General features: G+C 53.1%; 15 protein-coding genes and 2 tRNA genes. 4 read left to right on the forward strand and 13 right to left on the reverse strand.

The features are described from left to right. Nucleotides 1-16: 16 nt before the first annotated feature. Entirely contained in the window at nucleotides 17-697 is a 681-nt protein-coding gene (locus LJ739_RS13765) for a choice-of-anchor H family protein (RefSeq protein WP_229161370.1), read from the reverse strand. Nucleotides 698-789: 92 nt separating this feature from the next. Next, entirely contained in the window at nucleotides 790-1,308 is a 519-nt protein-coding gene (locus LJ739_RS13770) for a GrpB family protein (protein ID WP_229161372.1), read from the reverse strand. Between the two features lie 94 nt (nucleotides 1,309-1,402). Between LJ739_RS13770 and LJ739_RS13775 the strand changes: the two genes are divergently transcribed. Beyond that, entirely contained in the window at nucleotides 1,403-2,350 is a 948-nt protein-coding gene (locus tag LJ739_RS13775; RefSeq protein WP_229161374.1) for an alpha/beta hydrolase, read from the forward strand. Here LJ739_RS13775 and rraB read toward each other — a convergent pair. Continuing rightward, on the reverse strand, nucleotides 2,340-2,693 hold the full coding sequence (gene rraB / locus LJ739_RS13780) for a ribonuclease E inhibitor RraB (protein ID WP_229161375.1): 354 nt from the start codon (nucleotides 2,691-2,693) through the stop codon (nucleotides 2,340-2,342). The genes LJ739_RS13775 and rraB overlap by 11 nt on opposite strands. Next, entirely contained in the window at nucleotides 2,690-3,439 is a 750-nt protein-coding gene (locus LJ739_RS13785; RefSeq protein WP_229161376.1) for a 1-acylglycerol-3-phosphate O-acyltransferase, read from the reverse strand. The genes rraB and LJ739_RS13785 overlap by 4 nt, the downstream gene beginning before the upstream one ends. Before the next feature lie 296 nt (nucleotides 3,440-3,735). On the opposite strand from LJ739_RS13785, the gene LJ739_RS13790 reads away from it, so the two are divergent. Beyond that, a complete protein-coding gene (locus LJ739_RS13790) occupies nucleotides 3,736-4,893 on the forward strand; it encodes an HD domain-containing phosphohydrolase (protein WP_229161377.1) in 1,158 nt (385 codons plus the stop codon). Between the two features lie 78 nt (nucleotides 4,894-4,971). On the opposite strand, the gene LJ739_RS13795 is transcribed toward LJ739_RS13790, so the two are convergent. From LJ739_RS13795 to LJ739_RS13820, 6 genes are all read right to left on the reverse strand, one after another. Continuing rightward, the gene (locus tag LJ739_RS13795; RefSeq protein ID WP_229161378.1) at nucleotides 4,972-5,295 is read right to left on the reverse strand and encodes a hypothetical protein; all 324 of its coding nucleotides are present in this window, start codon (nucleotides 5,293-5,295) and stop codon (nucleotides 4,972-4,974) included. Between the two features lie 375 nt (nucleotides 5,296-5,670). Beyond that, complete coding sequence (gene ilvN, locus LJ739_RS13800; protein ID WP_229161379.1) at nucleotides 5,671-6,168, reverse strand: acetolactate synthase small subunit; 498 nt, start codon at nucleotides 6,166-6,168, stop codon at nucleotides 5,671-5,673. Next, nucleotides 6,168-7,886: an acetolactate synthase 3 large subunit gene (locus LJ739_RS13805; protein ID WP_229161381.1), complete on the reverse strand. Its 1,719-nt coding sequence runs from the start codon at nucleotides 7,884-7,886 to the stop codon at nucleotides 6,168-6,170. Before LJ739_RS13805 ends, ilvN begins: the two co-directional genes overlap by 1 nt. A gap of 269 nt (nucleotides 7,887-8,155) precedes the next feature. After that, nucleotides 8,156-8,530, reverse strand: coding sequence for a DUF413 domain-containing protein (gene maoP / locus LJ739_RS13810; RefSeq protein WP_229161382.1), 375 nt, complete (start codon nucleotides 8,528-8,530; stop codon nucleotides 8,156-8,158). Between the two features lie 117 nt (nucleotides 8,531-8,647). Continuing rightward, entirely contained in the window at nucleotides 8,648-9,136 is a 489-nt protein-coding gene (locus LJ739_RS13815) for a DUF4442 domain-containing protein (RefSeq protein WP_229161383.1), read from the reverse strand. Between the two features lie 114 nt (nucleotides 9,137-9,250). Beyond that, on the reverse strand, nucleotides 9,251-12,622 hold the full coding sequence (locus tag LJ739_RS13820) for a TonB-dependent receptor domain-containing protein (RefSeq protein ID WP_229161384.1): 3,372 nt from the start codon (nucleotides 12,620-12,622) through the stop codon (nucleotides 9,251-9,253). Between the two features lie 497 nt (nucleotides 12,623-13,119). Here LJ739_RS13820 and LJ739_RS13825 point away from each other — a divergent pair, with 497 nt between their 5' ends. Then, nucleotides 13,120-14,145: an efflux RND transporter periplasmic adaptor subunit gene (locus LJ739_RS13825; protein ID WP_229161385.1), complete on the forward strand. Its 1,026-nt coding sequence runs from the start codon at nucleotides 13,120-13,122 to the stop codon at nucleotides 14,143-14,145. Then, nucleotides 14,145-17,270, forward strand: coding sequence for an efflux RND transporter permease subunit (locus LJ739_RS13830; protein ID WP_229161386.1), 3,126 nt, complete (start codon nucleotides 14,145-14,147; stop codon nucleotides 17,268-17,270). The genes LJ739_RS13825 and LJ739_RS13830 overlap by 1 nt, the downstream gene beginning before the upstream one ends. On the opposite strand, the gene LJ739_RS13835 is transcribed toward LJ739_RS13830, so the two are convergent. From LJ739_RS13835 to LJ739_RS13845, 3 genes are all read right to left on the reverse strand, one after another. Beyond that, complete coding sequence (locus LJ739_RS13835; RefSeq protein WP_229161387.1) at nucleotides 17,250-17,480, reverse strand: hypothetical protein; 231 nt, start codon at nucleotides 17,478-17,480, stop codon at nucleotides 17,250-17,252. The genes LJ739_RS13830 and LJ739_RS13835 overlap by 21 nt on opposite strands. A gap of 154 nt (nucleotides 17,481-17,634) precedes the next feature. Beyond that, nucleotides 17,635-17,710: transfer RNA gene (locus tag LJ739_RS13840), tRNA-Gly, on the reverse strand. A 40-nt stretch (nucleotides 17,711-17,750) separates the two neighbouring features. Then, nucleotides 17,751-17,826: transfer RNA gene (locus tag LJ739_RS13845), tRNA-Gly, on the reverse strand. Between the last annotated feature and the right edge of the window lie 9 nt (nucleotides 17,827-17,835).

Consider the following 17,835-nt stretch of genomic DNA (forward strand, 5'->3'; position numbering starts at 1 on the left):
CAAAGCCCCCCAATACTCACGCCCGGCGCTTCACCCGTCTCATTAGTAAAGGCACCATTAACAGCGTCAGTAAACCCGCGGCTCCGCCATGTTCGGTAACGATCACAACCTGCTCGGTTTTTTCATAGCTCTGCGCTTCCAGCGGCAGGTAGGTCAAATCCACATCGCTGTAACCGTCATAAATGGCCACCAGTGAATCGTCATACGCATCGTACAGTTCGATCAACAGTTCATAGTCATCGGGAGAGAACCCGGTGATCAAGTCACTCTCAACGATCAGCGTGTCATCGCTGCTCTCGCCATACAAAGAAAACACACTGGTGGTGTGGTATTCCTCAAACACATCGCCACGACTGAGGTACAGCCGCGCGTAGACATCCGCGTGTGAAAAATAGGTGTCGGCATCAAACTCCAACGCAAAGGTCGAGTAATAGCCGTCGGCATCACTATCACGCTGGAGTGTCACCCAGGCGTCATAGATCCAAAAATCGACATTGGTATCGTCCCGTTGCTCGCGGGGAATGGAAGCCGCCGAGCGAGCGCCGGCTTGCCCCTGCTTGGGTCGTGCATCTGATGTCTTGGTTTTGGCACTGCCCAGAGTCACGTCCCCTTGACGTTCACTGGACTGGGAAACGCGCTCTTGTGCCAGTGCACTGAAACTCATGAGCAGTAATGCCCCAACTATCCATGCTCTCATCGGCTTCTCCATTACTTACTATTGACTGTGATCACAGTATTGGAGGGCGCAGATGAATCTATCCTGAAGGCAACCTAAATGTAATTGCGGGCCTAACTACCATGCCACGCCAGTGACAGGGCCTCATGGCGTGCGATAAAGTCCTCCTTGAGCGCCTGATACAGCGAGGAGCGGCCATTGCTCTGAAGCACAGCAGCGTGCTTCACCTGTGCATACTCGGCCATTACCTTGGGGTGGGCTATCAGATAATCGCGAAAGCGCCGGTGACGCAATAAGTGATTGTCGCCCCGGGCATAGGCATGCAAGTGATGGGTTCGCTGAGCACCGCCTTTGCAAAAGTAGCGTCGCCCGGGAATGCCATATTCGCCCCTCGCCTCGTATCCCAGAGCTTGCAGTGCCGGGGTGGATTGATCCAGCGCGTCAAGATCAGTCACTTCCACCAGCATATCAATCACCGGCTTGGCAATCAGTCCGGGGACCGAGGTACTGCCGATGTGATCAATGCGCAGCGCATTGCTACCGATGCAGGCCAGTAAACGTTGTTGCTCCTGCGCAAATGTAACCACCCACTGGGGGTCATAGGGCACCACCTGAATCTGTCGACCTGACATTGACGCTCCTGTTCGCAGTGTTTGCAGCTTGACGCTACGGTTTGTCGGATTATGCTGAATACTCCACGAGTACTATGTTGGCAAAGAGAACATCATGAAACACCGGCGCTGGTTCCCTGCCCTTTTTCTATGCGCTGCCATAGGCGCAGTTTCGGCGAGCACATTACCGCACGTCAGTAGCGGGCGACTGGTACGCCACAACGATGTTCCTGCGCACGGCGTCCCAGAGCGAACGATTGATGTCTGGCTACCGTCAACGTACGACGGAAAACGTCAACACGATGTACTGATCATGCATGATGGCGACATGCTGTTTGACGCCCGGCTAACCTGGAACAACCAGGAATGGCAGGTCGATGAGGTGGCCGGTCAGCTGATTGACGCAGGCCACGTCAGACCGTTCATTGTCGTCGCGGTCCCCAATGCAGGCGCTGCCCGACACGCGGAGTACTTTCCCCAGCAACCCTTTATGAGCCTGACCGTCGACACCCAACAGGCCTTGTACGACGTGCAACGGGACGAAAACGTGCCGTTGTTTGCGCAGCCGGTGTATTCGGACGCTTATGCAACCTATCTGGTTAAGGATGTGCTGCCTTACATTGAGCAACATTATGCCGTCAATACTGCACCTTCGTCGCGCATTTTGGCCGGTTCCAGCATGGGGGGATTGATCAGCTGGTATACCCTGACCCGCTATCCGGATAGCTTTGGCGGTGCCATTTGCATGTCGACCCACTGGCCAGGCGCAATGCAGCCACAACACCCGGCCTTTGACGCGTTCTATACCTATCTGCAGGCACATCTGCCAACACTCAAAGATAAGCGCCTTTACTTTGATTATGGTGACGAGACCATAGATGCCTGGTATCCGCCTTTGCAACAACGCATCGATAACCTGCTGCAGGCAAATGACATCCCTGCCACCCAGTGGACCAGCCGATATTTTGCAGGGGCAAATCACAGTGAGCAGGCCTGGGCAGCCCGATTGGATGTCCCGTTACGCTGGATGTTTGCGAGCGCAGAAGCGAGCGCTACTCGATAAAGTAGGTGCCCCAGCCATCGTAATGCACGCCATGCTTGTTCGCGATGGCCAGCAATTTGTCGGTGTCCTGGTTGATCAGGCTGACATCCAGTTTACGTTCGGCGATGGCATCGAAACAAAAAATAGTGCCACCGTCATCGAGGATCAACTCTTCGGCGTCCGTTACTTCAAACCCGGCTTTAAACGCATCCACAGCGGCCTTTTCGAGCAGGTCAAAGTCTTGTCCGGCAAAGTGATACTCGATGGTATGCGCGGCTTCCGGGTTGCTGCCATCACTGTGCAGCGCCTCAACGGTTTCCAGATTAAATCCGTACCACTCCTGCAATTCTTGCTGTGCACTCATTTTTGTTCCTCTGTAGCACGCAGCAGGCTGACATCATGCTGCGCGACTTCTTTGTCCAGTTGTTCAATGGTCTGTTTCATTTGCTCACGAAACCACTGAGCCCATTCTTTGGTTGAACGGCTGTCATCCAGGGTAACGGGATCACTCAGCGAGATGATCAACGTACCATTGTCCCAACGATTCAGCTTAATTTTATTGTGCAGGTTGCTTGCGCAGACCATCACGACCGGCTCGTTAGTGCTCTTGGCAAGGCGGAATGCGCCGGTTTTAAACGGTAGCAATCCGCGCCCATAGCTGCGGGTCCCTTCAGGAAACAGCCACACAGATAGACGGCGTTTACGCACCTTGGCCGCTGCAGCAAGTATAGTATCCCGGGCACGACCGGTATTATTGCGGTCAATCAGGATATTGCCAGACAGCCAGTAAACCCAACCAAACACCGGGATCCAAATCAAACTTTTCTTACCAACCGTCACAGTACCCGGCTGAGCAGCCCCGCAGACTGTGATGAGATCAAAACTGTTCTGGTGATTACCCACATAAATAAACGGCCCTTGCCGTTTAACGGATGTCGGCACACGAATATCCAGCTTTAATCCGAAAATACGCGACATTGAAGAATACAGTTTGCCAGCAAGGTGGACATTATTACGATGAAAAGGCCGCGCCACACAGACCAACAACACCAATACATTGATGAACAAAAAATACGGCAAAAGAACCAACAGCCGAACACATGCAATCAAGACTTACACTTCCATTTGGGCACAATTAAAGGTCGCGAGTATACCGTCTTTGGCGCGAAAGCGCAGGTCTTCTGCAGACTCGTCAGAGGACTGCACAGGCAAGCATGAAGTGGCAACCGTGAATCTCTCCCCCAAGGTGTTCTGCTGACTATACTAAACTAGGAAATTGACCTTGCGGCTATGGTCAATATTCGCGTTCCATGCTGTACTTAACGAAGACAACAAGGTAGTGGCGTTGACGGATTTTTTGCCGATACCCCTACTATTGACAGACCATACCGAGGCACATTGACCCGATGCAGACATTTCGACACGAAGATCTTGATGACGATATCCTCAACGACCTGCTGGAAGAAATCAACGAACTCTATGAAGCCAGTGAACAGACCCTGATAGAACTTGAACTACGCCCTCAGGACAATGAATTGCAGCGTGCTTTGTTCCGCTCGGTCCACACCATTAAGGGCGATTTGGGATTGGTCAGTTTCACGCCGATGATCCCGTTACTGCAGCATGTCGAGGACTTGCTCGACTTCCTGCGTAAAGGGCAGATCCAGTATACCAGCACCATGAGTGACTTAGTGTTACTGACCATGGACAGGGTCAAACTGTTTGTTGAGAGCTGCATTAAGTCGGGCGAAGCCCAGTATGATGAAGCACTGTACACCCAATTGGTTACGCACATCTCACGGATCACGCCGGAGAATGTCAGCCAGCATGAAAAACTGCTCGCTGAAGCAGTACTATTGCTGGATCCGAAATTGGATCAGACCCCTCAGGCTTCCGCCCAAGACATCGTCGCCGATGCCAAAGCATCACGCACGGTGACCCTGGCGAATACCGGTATCCCCAAGGGGATCAGCAAAGAGAAACAAATTGATGTGCTGTTTTTTCGTGAACTGATGAAGCCCATCGAGCGTCGCTCTATGTACTGGGAAGGCCGGGGAGATAGGATTGCCAAATTGGCGTTCTACATCAATCAACTGGCGGGTTCACCCATTGATGAAGACCAGCTCGCTGTTGCCTGCTATGTGCATGATTTTGGCATGGCATTTATGCCCCTCAAAGTCCTGCACAAGCGCGGTAAGCTTGACGATCAGGAATTCAACCTGATGCGTTCCCATGTGTATAAGAGCGCGCGGCTACTGGAACATCTGGACCAATGGAATGATGCAAGAAAAATCGTCATGCAGCATCACGAGCGCATTGATGGTTCAGGCTATCCGCTGGGGCTGAAAGATGCTGATATTTGTGACGGTGCCAAATTGCTGGCGATTCTGGACACCTTTGACGCACTGACCCATGAACGGGCACACACCGGTCATGTGAAGCGACCGAAAAAACGCGCAGTAGTAGAAATTAACAAGGTTGCAGAGGGGCAGTTCTGTCCGCAATGGATGCGCCACTTTAATCACGGCATGGCCGCGTTATTAACGGCAGGCCCGCAATCCTGATACGCTGGGTAATACGGCGCAAAACAGAAGTGGGCGTCAATAGGTTACATCAGACGCCCACTCGCGTTACCGGCACAGTTACGCGCCTGCTTTTTCAATAAACGCAGCGACCTGCATTGCATTACGCTGGTTACTGAAGTCCTTCAGACCTTCACCGGCACAGGTCACACTGTTGTTTTCCAGAACTCGCTGCAGTACATCTTTCTGGCTGCCACCCAAGGTACCAACAAAACGATTGATTGCCCGTTTGAACAGCACCACGTTGTCGGTCACGACCGCTTTGCAGAAACCGGCATAGTGCGTATCGCCAACGTATTTTATGTTATTGTCTTGGACACTTGCCTGAACGCTTAGTGTCAAACCCAGTGCCAGCATTGCAGTAGGAAGCATTACCTTTTTCATATTACACCTCATGTAGTGAACACAGTTATGTTGACCAATCATCAACAGCACAAAGTGTAATTTTATTTCATAATAAATGTTGTTTTATTACTGAAAACAAGAATTGAACAGAACGTTAATAGCGCATTCAGCATCTCTGAAAATAATTCAAGTTATTGTATTTAATACACTTTAAGAGTTTATGATATTCAATGCAGGAATAAAGATATAAATTATAACTCTATACATGACGTAGTATTATTACAAAATGGGTTGTTTATTTATCCGTCAAAAGTGCATTTGTTAACGGATTGCTATCACTGATCAGCAAATTGGCAACCCTAGCGACAAAGAAATGCAGCAAAGGGGCTACTACAGCCCCTTCATTTTGGAATGTTAAGGGCGCAACGCTTTTTCACCACGGGCAAGACCACAAACCCCGGTGCGTGAAGATTCGATGATATCGGTATATTGCGCGATGGTACTGGAAAAGGCATCCAGTTTGTCGCTGGCACCGGTCAGTTGGATGGTATAGTTGTTGGCGTGCACATCGACCACCTGCCCCCGGAAAATGTCCACATTGCGCTTCACTTCTGCCCGCGCCTGTTCGGTACGGGTAGCCACTTTTATCAACATCAGTTCACGTTCTACATGCTGACCTTCGGTCAGATCAGTGACACGCAAGACGTCGACCAGTTTATTCACCTGCTTGGTAATTTGTTCAATCACCTTGTCGTCGCCGTGGCTGACAATTGTCAATCGCGACAGGCTAGCATCATCGGTTGGCGCCACGCACAAGGAGTCCACATTGAATCCCCGTTGCGAAAACAAGCCAACAATCCGTGACAAAGCCCCTGGTTCATTTTCCATCAATACTGAAATAATACGTCTCATCAGGTACGCTCCGTCTTGCTCAATCTCATGTCATCCATCGCCCCATACTTAATTTGCATCGGGTACACGTGCTCATTCTGGTCAATCGCAATGTCCATAAACACCAGGCGGTCTTTATGTTCAAAACAACGCTTCATTGCTTCATCAAGCTGATCGGGATGTTCAACTTTGATCCCAACGTGACCATAGGCTTCTGCCAGTTTGACAAAATCCGGCATGGAATCCATGTAGGAGTGGGAATGGCGTCCTTTATAAATCATATCCTGCCATTGGCGCACCATACCCAACGCACGGTTATTCAGAGAAATGACTTTGATCGGTAAATCATATTGTAAGCAGGTTGAGAGCTCCTGAATGTTCATCTGGATGCTGCCGTCTCCGGTCACCACCACGGATGTTGCATCAGGGTGAGCAAACTGCACGCCCATCGCAGCCGGCAAGCCGAAGCCCATGGTGCCCAGACCACCGGAGTTGATCCAGCGGCGAGGCTTGGCAAAGGGGTAATACAGCGCGGCAAACATCTGATGTTGACCAACGTCCGAGCTGACAAATGCATCCCCATTGGTGTGTTTGTAGAGTGCTTCGATGACCTGTTGAGGTTTAATCTGCTCACTGTCTTTCTGATACGACAAACATTGGCGTCCACGCCATTGCTCGATCTGTTTCCACCAATCCGCCAGCAATTCCTGTTGCCGGGAAAGATCCTCATTGCGCAGATGTTCGATGACTTGGGTCACCACGGTATCAACGCTGCCGACAACCGGCACGTGGGCGTTGACCGTTTTGGAAATTGACGCCGGATCAATATCCACATGCACAATGGTGGCATGAGGGCAAAACTTTTCGACATTGTTGGTCACCCGATCGTCAAAGCGGGCGCCCAGCGCCAGAATGCAATCGGCGTTGTGCATGGTTTTATTGGCTTCCAGCGTACCATGCATGCCCAGCATGCCGACAAACTGTGGATGAACACCGGAAAAAGCGCCTAATCCCATTAATGTGCAGGTGACCGGTGCATTTAACATTTCAGCCAACTCGGTCACCAGACCATCTGCACCACTGGCTATGGCCCCACCACCAACATACAACACAGGACGTTTGGCCTTGGCCAGCAAAGCCACCGCTTTGCGGATCTGTTTTCCATGGCCTTTAACGGTCGGATTATAGGAGCGCATATGAATGTGCTCAGGGTAATGATAGGGATGGCTTTCCTGAATATTGACGATGTCTTTGGGCAGATCCACCACCACCGGACCCGGTCGTCCGCTGTTAGCAATGTAGTAGGCCTTGGCAATCGCGGTTGGAATGTCTTCCGCCCGTTTGACCAGGAAACTGTGCTTTACGATGGGTCGGGAACAACCCACCATATCGGTTTCCTGAAAGGCATCCTCACCAATGTGCATGGAAGGCACCTGGCCTGACAAAATCACCATCGGGATAGAGTCCATGTAGGCCGTCGCAATACCGGTCAGGGTATTGGTTGCACCTGGCCCTGATGTCACCAGTACCGTACCGGTTTTGCCGGTTGAGCGCGCGTAACCGTCAGCCATGTGTGCAGCAGCCTGCTCATGACGCACGAGCACGTGTTTGACATCATCCTGGGCAAAAAGCGCATCATATATATCCAAAACGGCTCCACCCGGATAGCCGAACACATGTTCAACTCCCGCATCTTTGAGCGCACGCACTACCATGGCTGCACCTGACATCATTTCCACGAACCTGCCTCCTTCGGTATAAATGGGTGAGAAAATCGACGATGAGCCCCGACTATAACTGAGGGATTAGGAAGATAAAACAGCAAAAACGGGGAAAGTGAGATATATATCCTCATATATAATATTTTTAGGATATACATCACACAATGGAACGAAATATGGCCGCAAAATAGGACAATTTACATTCCATTAACACCCTGCTGGGTGCATGGCGAAACCCGGTTACGAGCCGAACACCAATGCTCCGCCAAACAGGCAATCTCAGCACACTAATCGTCGTCAAGGGACAGTTCAAGATCACTGCTGGAATCGGTGTCATCACTGTCCACATCCAACTCTGCCGGTCGACTGCCATGAATGCTACCGAGCTTAGGTCGATTGATGCGCTGCTGGTATTTCACCCAGGCTTTTTCGGCCGGACTCTGCGGTTCTCGCTGACCAAACGCGGCCTCGATAAAGCCCTTGTCTTCGTCAGTCTGAGGGGCAATGACCCCGTCGACTAACGCGGCAATCAAGCAGCCGTACTGACTCAAGGCTTTACTTTCGTTGATGGAAAAATCGCCCGAGCGCGAAAATCCATAAGGATAATGCTTGGGATCACTAAACAATCGCTTGACCAGCGATTCCCGGGTAACCGTCGCCATGCCACCGCTCTCTCATTCATCCTTGCATGCCCATCACGCAAGGTTTACGAATGTAATAGAAGCTAATTGCAACACTGTCAAACCAAAAACGATGACAATTGTAAGACGGTTAAAAACTTACCGTTTGGGTACCCAGGCCCAGATCATTTCCGCTTTGACCGGCTCAATATTGGCCGCGTCAGTTATGGTCACGGCAACACTCACATCCCCTTTGTCCTGTGACTGCATCAGGGCAATCTGTTCATCGGTCAACGATGCGGTAACGGTAATATCACCGGTCGCACGCTTGATGTAATCGAGATGCATGGTTTTGATCAGCGGCAGTTTGTCGCCGGGCAGGTTTATGCCAACAATGAAGCCACTGGCGGACTCGGCCAGTAGCGCAGTAGCTGCGGCATGCACACCACCAATGTGGTTCTGCGCTTTTTTGATATTGCGCTGCCGATAAGTGACTTGCTTGCCATCGGTGCCCAGAATGTCGAGACTGACGGTGCCGGCCAATTTGACCTTATGACGAAACATCCAGGTGATTAAGCGGCGGCTGAGCCAATCCGGGTAGGTATTGACCTTGTCAACAAACGCGCGCAAGGGATTCTTATTGGCCATGTGAGTGATCTCCATCTGGTATGACCAGCTGAGTGTGCCAAGCTCACTGGCAAAGCACAAGGTTTTTAAACAACAAAGCCCGGACCAGGCCGGGCTTTGTGAGGGTTTTGCCCATTACATCCGGACGTTAAAGCCCATAAACACGTAACGCCCCCGGGCACTGACCGGATAGGCATAGTTGGTGATAAAGGGCTCTTCGTCGGTGACATTGTTGATACCACCGTAGACTTCCAGATTATCATCCAGCACATAGCGGGCATTCAGGTCGTGGATCCACATGTCATCCATGAACACGGCATCACCGTAGAGCGCCTGTGCAGTTTCAATCTCTACATAGGCCAACAGCATTTCATCCACATACTGCCCTTGCCAACCCACCGTCAGGTTTTCATATTGCCATTGCAAGGTCACATTGCCGGCCAACTCGGGGCGACGTATCTCACCCAACTCCGGGTCAACATCGGTCAAATCCAGTGGATTGTTAAAGTCATTCAGTTCATCCACTTTGGTCCCGGCAATGCCAAACTCGAAGCGATGTTTATCGACCTCGAACTGATAATCCAGGGTAAAGTCATAACCACTGGTCTCCCGTTTGGCAAAGTTGATGGAGGTTGACTTCATAAAGTTAAAGCCACCGTAAAAGATCGAGTCAGGATCGCTGTTTCTCGCCAACAATTCGCAGAACTGTGGATTCAGACTGTTGCCCTGATAACAGCCATCGGCAATGTTCTGGTCACTTATTGCATTAACCGCATCGTCCAGTTGGATGTCCCAGTAGTCAACACTGATGCTTAACCCTTCTACAAATTCAGGGGTATACACAAACCCGATGGTGGTGGTTTCAGCGGTTTCTTCCTGCAAATCAGGGTTACCGCCGGTCAGGCCACCAAACGCCGCAGACAACGGGTCACTGAAGGCATAATTGCCCTCATCATCAAACGGGTCCAGTCCAATGGTGGCAAAATCAGCCACACAATTAGCCTGTGTATTGTTGGCGAGCTCCACCAGACCATTTTCACGCAGAGCCTGAATCTGTGCGGCATCGCAAGGGTCCGCTGGCCGGAAGGTGGTGCCCACTTCCGGACCAAACAGCTCGGTCACGTTAGGCGCGCGCACTGCCTCGGAAATGTTGGCGCGAATGCGCAAGTCTTCAAACGGTGCCCACACCACTTTGGCAAGCCACGTGGTGGTGGTGCCGATGGTCGTGTAGTCCGAGTAGCGCGCCGCCAAATCCAATGTCAGTTCTGATGCCAGCGGCGCATCGTAGAGCAGCGGAATCGACACTTCGCCGAACACTTCGGTCACTTCATAGCCGCCCCTTTCATTACGTGTGGTGGTCATTGGCCGGAAGGTCAGTTTGGTATTGCCAGAATAGTCGGCCACATTGGTACCGGCGGTAAAGGCAGAACCTTCGGGTAACACACCGCGCTGCCAGGGATCAAAAGTGGCGGTTGATTCTTCTTTGCGGTATTCCCCGCCCATCGCGAACGCGATGGGGCCCGCGGGCAACTCAAAATACTCGGACAAATCACCCGCCAGAGTAGCCGACAAGACAGTCTGTTCCAGGGTCAATTGATCCCGTTCGGTGACGGTCACCCAGTCTACCGCCTCCTGGGTGATGCCGGTTCTGCCGGCCCAGATATTCAGCGGTACACACTGCCCTGCCCCGGGGGTAAAGGTGAAATAACCAGGGTCATAATCTGGAATGTTGAACGGCGTGCCCATGGCCGGCGCGTTTGGATCAACGTCAGCACGACAGGCCGGATTGCCGGTGGCCGGATCGATCACCGCATCAATTGCCGCCATAAAGCGGTCCACAACCACCGAATTGTAACGGGTGGATTCGCGCTTAAACTTGCCGTAAACGGCACTAAGCTCGTAGTTCCAACCGTTTTCCATATAACCACGGATGCCACCAACGATGCGCAAGGTGTCACGCTCGGTTTTGGTGTTCCCTTCGCCGATACCGATAGGATCGATGGTGATCCCGACACCGCCGGTCTGCTCAGCCACCGGACGAATAAAGTCCGGCAGGAAGGGGTTATCCGGCGCGCCCAACAACAGATCCCAGAAAGACGTGGGTTGAAAGCCATTTTCGACTTCCTGCATGGCATATTTGAGCTCACCGTAGAGGGTCACATCGTCGGTCAAATCGTAACGGCTCAACAGGTTAATGTTGATTTTTTCTTCCGGGATCAACAGCCAGCTGTCCTGCTGCTGAATGGTATTGAATGAGTCACCGTAAAAACCCTGAAAGCCATTGGCCACCAAGCCATCCTGTACCGGACGATAGTTACCATCTTCAGTGACATTCCAGCATCCACCCAGGGCGCCAAACGCATCTGCAGCAAACGACGAGTTGTATCCGGTGAAAGAGTCGTAACAATCCGGCACACCGTTATTGTCCAAATCAATTGGGGTGGCGGCGTCAAACCCGGCGAAGGTAAAGGCGTTGCCGGGCACAATGTAACCGTATCCCGAAGTGAACGGGAAGGTCCGTCCTGGCAGCACAGCACGTTGAGGTGCGGCCGCAGCGGCGGCAATATAACTCAATTCAGATTGGGTCAGGTTTGGCGCACTGCCAAACGCTTCTTGGTATAAACTGACAAATTCTTCGGCACTGCCGGGGACCGCCAGTCCGAAGCTGACCCGATCATTGGCCGGACTGTAGTAGTTGGCAAAATTGGGCATATCACCGGAGATATCCCCCTGTTGAAAACGTTTCGCAGGGTTAACCCAGTCCCGCCCGGAGCCAATGAACACGCCGCCATCCCGCTGTGAGGCTCTTAAGCCATCGTCTTTGGCATACTCGATACTGATGGCAACATTACCGCGATCATTATCGAAGTTTTCTCCAAAGGTGGTAGCCAACACAAATTGCTGGGCATCTCCCTCACTGGATTGGCCAACACGGGCATCAAACTCAAAGCCCTCGTAACTGTCTTCCAGTATGAAGTTAACCACGCCGGTCACTGCATCAGCACCGTAAACCGCGGATGCACCGCCGGTCAGCACTTCAACACTCTTGATCAATTGCGACGGAATTGAACCGATATCCACCGCCGACGAACCTTGGGCACCGCCCACATGGCGCTTACCATTGACCAGCACCAACGTCCGGTTGGCGCCCAAACCACGCAGACTGAGAATGTTCGCACCTGCGGCAAACGCTTCGCCGTTGTTGGCATTGGCGGAACCGGTGGTGGTTGAAGAAAACAGTGCCGGAACATCGTTCATCACATCAACGATGTTGAACTCACCGGAGGACTTAATTTCCTCCGTTGACACCGATTGGATCGGCGAACTTGATGCCAGATTCACATCCCTTGCAATGCGTGAACCGGTGATCACCACCCGTTCTACGTCTTGGGTCGGGGTGTCTGTTTGTGCCGCTTCCTGCGCGTACGTCATCCCACTGAAAGTCGCTGCTGCCAAGGCAATCGCAATTGCAGAGTGGCGCAGCACATTGTGTTTTTGTGCTGTCATGTGTGTCTCCAGTAAGTGGGTGAAGCCATTGGCCCACTACTAATAACAGCATAAAACGTGCCCTTATCAAGGTTTAACTCCCTGAAAATATTCGGCTTTTCAGTCAGCATCTGCATATTTATGCACTATTTCCACCTTCAGCCAGCCGTTAGCAAGCCCGGTAACGGACTAAAGCACCAACATTGTGCAACTGGCTACCTCCTGGAACACAGCGCATACGGGCTTGTACGACGAATGCCCGGCACAGGTCAGTGTTTGCACAACAATCGTACAAATTCTGGGCATGAATGATTATTCATGGGCTTAACACCGGTAAAATTGGCCTGAAATTGGTCGACATTTTTATGGAATGCATCTTATTCGCATTTAACGTCACAAAAATTGCTGACATGCTATGGCGCTTTTACCCTTGTACCGGGAGTGCTACTCCCATAATGACAGTGATCAAATTCAACAAACATCACGTACCCAGATGTTGGACACAAAGAGGTTAGCCCATGTCGCGACGACCATTGACTGCAATGTTTATGTTATGCCTGATGGCATCTTCCCATGCCCAACAGCGAGGTGCTTCTGCCACTGCTGTGGTCACCCAGCCGGTTGCCTTTGAATCAGCATTGCAAACCACTCAGATTGTCGGTAACGCTGAAGCATTGCGCAGTGTTGCCCTTTACCCGGCAGTCGCTGATCGCGTGGTCGCAGTGAACTTCAAGCCCGGTCAGTGGGTGAAGCAAGGTGATGTACTGCTGGCGTTGGACGCCCGCCGACAAGAAGTTGCGGTGAGTCGCGCAGAGATACGCCTCAAAGATGCTGAGCGCAGAGTACAGCGCCTACTGGACAGTAAAAAGCAGGGCGCTGTGGCGCAAAGCGACCTGGATGACGCCATCACGGTTCGGGATCTGGCCGCTGTTGATTTGCGTGAAGCCCGAATTGCACTGGCGGATCGCTCCGTTATCGCGCCGTTCGACGGCGTGGTCGGACTGACCGACATTGAAGTTGGCGACCGCATCAACGAACAAACCCTGATCACCACCATTGATGATCGCCATCAGCTGTACATCAATTTCGAAGCACCGGAAAGCGCCGCAGCCCTGCTGAATCAGCAAACCAATGTGGCACTGCAACCCTGGACCGACAGACAGCAAACACTGGTTGCGACACTGGCGCAAATTGACAGCCGTGTCAGTGCCGATGACCGCACCCTCAAAGCACGGGCCCTACTCGACAACCCCGAGGATGTTTATCGTCCGGGCATGAGCTTCAGGGTTACTCTGCAAACCACAGGGCAGAACTATGCGGTTGTACCTGAAGCAAGCCTTGCCTGGGGAGCGACGGGTGCCTACGTTTGGCTGAATGCCGAGAGTAAAGCCAAACGGGTCGATGTGGAAATTGTCCAGCGTCTGCAGGGCCGTATCCTGGTCAAAGGGGACATCCCTGCTGATGGCATATTGATTGTCGAAGGGATCCAACGTTTGCGCCCCGGACAGGCGGTTGTAGATACGGCCGTCGCGGAGGTACGCTGATGCAATCCCCCCTGTCTACAGACAACAACGACCTGCCGTCGCTGTCGATCCGCCGCCCTGTCCTGATCGTCGTGCTCAACCTGCTGATCATCATCGCCGGCATTGCGGCGATTTTTGGTCTCGAAGTGCGTGAACTTCCTGATGTGGACCGCCCCATTGTCACCGTTACCGCCCGCTTCGTCGGCGGCTCACCGGAAACCGTTGATACAGAAGTTACCAGTAAGCTGGAAGGTGCCGTGGCGCGGGTCAGTGGGGTCAAATCCATTCGCGCCCAGAGTGAGGAAGGCTTTTCACGCATCGTGGTGGAATTCAGACCCGATATCGACCTGGAAAATGCCGCCAATGAGACCCGCGAATCGGTCAGCCGCATACAGCGGGAGTTGCCCGATCAAGTTGAACAACTTGCCATCATCAAAGCCGACAATGATGCCCAGTCCGTGGTCAGTCTGGCGGTGTCCAGTGACACACTGAACCTGGAAACCGTCACAGAAATTGTTGAAACGGATCTGGCCCCTTTATTCCTCAGTATTCCGGGCGTCGCTGATGTACGCCTGAACGGCGACCGGGAACGAGTACTCCGGGTCACCCTCGACCCGCTGCGCCTGACCAGTTTCGGCTTATCGGTCACAGACGTTGCGGCAGCACTGCGACTGGCACCGTTTGATGTGCCGGCGGGCAGCATCCGCAGCAGTGACCAACAACTGATCGTGCGCGCTGATGCCACCTCGGTCACCACCCAACAGGTCGAAGACATTGTGGTACAGGGTAATACCCGAATTGGTGATGTGGCGAACGTGTACTTCGGCCCCGCCGATGCACAAAGCCTGGTCAGGCTGGATGGCAAACCGGTCGTGGGTCTGGGCATTATCCGCCAGGCCGGCTCCAACACCATTGAGATATCCGACGAAGTGCTGGCGATGGTCGAGCGTCTGGGTGACCGTTTTGCCGATCTGGACATCGTCGTCACGTCGGATGACGCTCTGTTCATCCGCAGCTCCGTTGAAGAAGTGATCCAGTCGCTTCTGCTCACCATTGCTCTGGTCATCATCACCCTGTGGGTCTTTATTGGTTCCGGCAGAACCACCATCGTTCCGGCGCTGGCCATTCCGGTTTCCCTCGTGGGTGTGTTGTCCATCATGTGGGCACTGGGCTTCTCCATCAACATCCTGACCTTGTTGGCGCTGGTGCTTGCCACCGGCCTGATCGTCGATGATGCCATTGTGGTATCGGAAAACATTCAACGGCGACGGAACATGGGGCTGGGACCGCGTGCTGCCGCAGTGATAGGATCCCGGGAAGTGTTCTTCGCCGTCGTCGCCACCACGGCTGTGTTAGCGGCCGTGTTCATCCCTATCGCCTTTTTACCCAGCACCGCCGGGCGGCTGTTCCGGGAATTCGGCGGCGTATTGGCCGGTGCCGTGATCATATCGTCGTTTGTGGCCTTGTCACTGGTGCCCGCTCTGACCGCCCGTCTGCCCCTCAAAGCGTCCCGGGAAACCTTCCTGACCCGGTTTGGCCTGTTACTGGTCAGTGTCTACGACCGGTCACTGCAATGGGCGTTGCGACACAGCATCGTGGTGGTATCAGCCAGTCTGTTGTGTGCGCTGGGCGCAGGTTATCTGTACCAGCAACTGGATAACGAACTGCTGCCTCCTGAAGACCGCGGGAACGTGCGCATCTTTGCCCGCGGTCCGGACGGTGTAGGGATCAACTTTATGGATCGTCAGGCGCACAAAATGGAAGAGGCGCTGATGCCGTTTGTCGAAAACGGTGATATCGCATCGATCTACACCATCGTCGGGCGTTGGGATCCAAACATCGTGTTTATCACCGCGCCATTGCATCCCTGGCAGGAACGGGAGCAATCTCAGCAACAAATCATCAATGACCTGCGACCGGCGCTCGGCGACATTCCCGGTGCACCGGCACGGGCTTTCGGTGCCAACAGTCTTAACCTGCGGGGACAGGGAGGCGGTCTGGAATTTGCCCTGACCGGTAACCGTTATGAAGACATTTACCAGGCCGCTCTGGCCTTCGCTGCCGAGATTGAGCAGCGTATGCCGGCATTGGGCAAAGCGGATATCTCCTATCAGCCAACGCAGCCCCAGTTGCGGGTTAACATTGACCGGCGCCGCGCGGAAGAGCTGGGCGTATCCTTCACCGACATTGCCACAACCTTGCGGGCGGCCATCAACGGTGATGACGTGGCCGACCTCAACGTCGGCGATCAATCCATTCCGATCATGCTACAGGCGTCCCGGCAACAGCTCAGGAACCCGTCGGATCTGACCAACCTGTACGTGCAGGGTCGCAACGGTCTGGTGCCGATGTCGAGCATTGCTTACATCACCGAAGAAGGGGTTGCTGCGGAGCTTGAGCGCCACGCCCAACGTCGGGCCATCGAAATGGAACTGGAATTGCCGGCAGATGTACCGTTAAAACAGGCGGTAGAGAGTGTCCGTTCGCTGGCCCATGAGACATTGCCAGATGGCACCGGATTAGTGTTTCTGGGCGAGGCCCGGACGTTTGAAGAAACCAGTCAGCAAGTCACCATCACCTACATCCTGGCGTTCGTGATTGTCCTGCTGGTACTGGCCGCACAGTTTGAAAGTATCAACAGTGCGGTGGTGGTGATGCTGACCGTGCCATTTGGCTTGGCCGCTGCGATTGCGGCACTGTTCCTGACCGGCACGTCGGTCAACGTCTATTCGCAGATTGGTCTGGTCATGCTGATTGGTCTGTTGGCCAAAAACGCCATCTTGCTGGTTGAGTTTGCCGACCAGTTGCGCGACAGAGGCCATTCGGTCAAACAGGCGATCATTGAAGCTGGACATGTCAGATTGCGCCCCATTGCCATGACATTGCTGTCGACCCTGTTGGGTGGCTTGCCCCTCATCTTATCCAGTGGTGCGGGCGCAGAGGCCCGCAATGCGATTGGCTGGGTCGTGTTTGGTGGCTTGGGATTGGCAGTGCTGTTTACCCTCTACCTGACCCCGGTGTTCTACTACTGGCTGGCTCGGTTTACCCGTCCCAGAGCCGACGAGAGTCAGCGCCTGAGCACAGAGTTAGCCAGTGCCGATCAGGCGATTGGCAGGAGCACGGCCTCAGACCCCCAGAGAACGTAAGTTTTTGCGCGCTTCGATCAGCACCTCATCGTGGGTCACGAACAGGTCAAGGAAGCACGGGCGTCGTGTGAACGTATGCACGGCGCCTTGGGGCGCGATTTGCAGGTACAGCAATGCCGGTTCATCGTCGTCGCTGTCACACTCAACTTCGACCACTTCGTTCATGTAGCGCTGAACCAGAACATTGCGTAATTCGCGCAACGAGCTCACGGTTAGGCTCGGCTCCCACATATGTCGAATCGTATACACCACTTACCCTCAGAGAATAATAACCAGGGCATTTTAGGCATTACGTAGACACAGACAATTAGACCAATGGCGAGTTTTTCATCACCTGAACGGACATGTATGAAAGAGGAGAAATTGGAGCGGGAAACGAGACTCGAACTCGCGACCCCAACCTTGGCAAGGTTGTGCTCTACCAACTGAGCTATTCCCGCATTTTGGTGCTGCGATGTGCAGACAGATTTTGACAATGTTTGGAGCGGGAAACGAGACTCGAACTCGCGACCCCAACCTTGGCAAGGTTGTGCTCTACCAACTGAGCTATTCCCGCGTCACATTG

This window comes from Fluctibacter halophilus (assembly GCF_020687825.1).
In the GTDB taxonomy this organism is placed as follows: Bacteria; Pseudomonadota; Gammaproteobacteria; order Enterobacterales; family Alteromonadaceae; genus Fluctibacter; species Fluctibacter halophilus.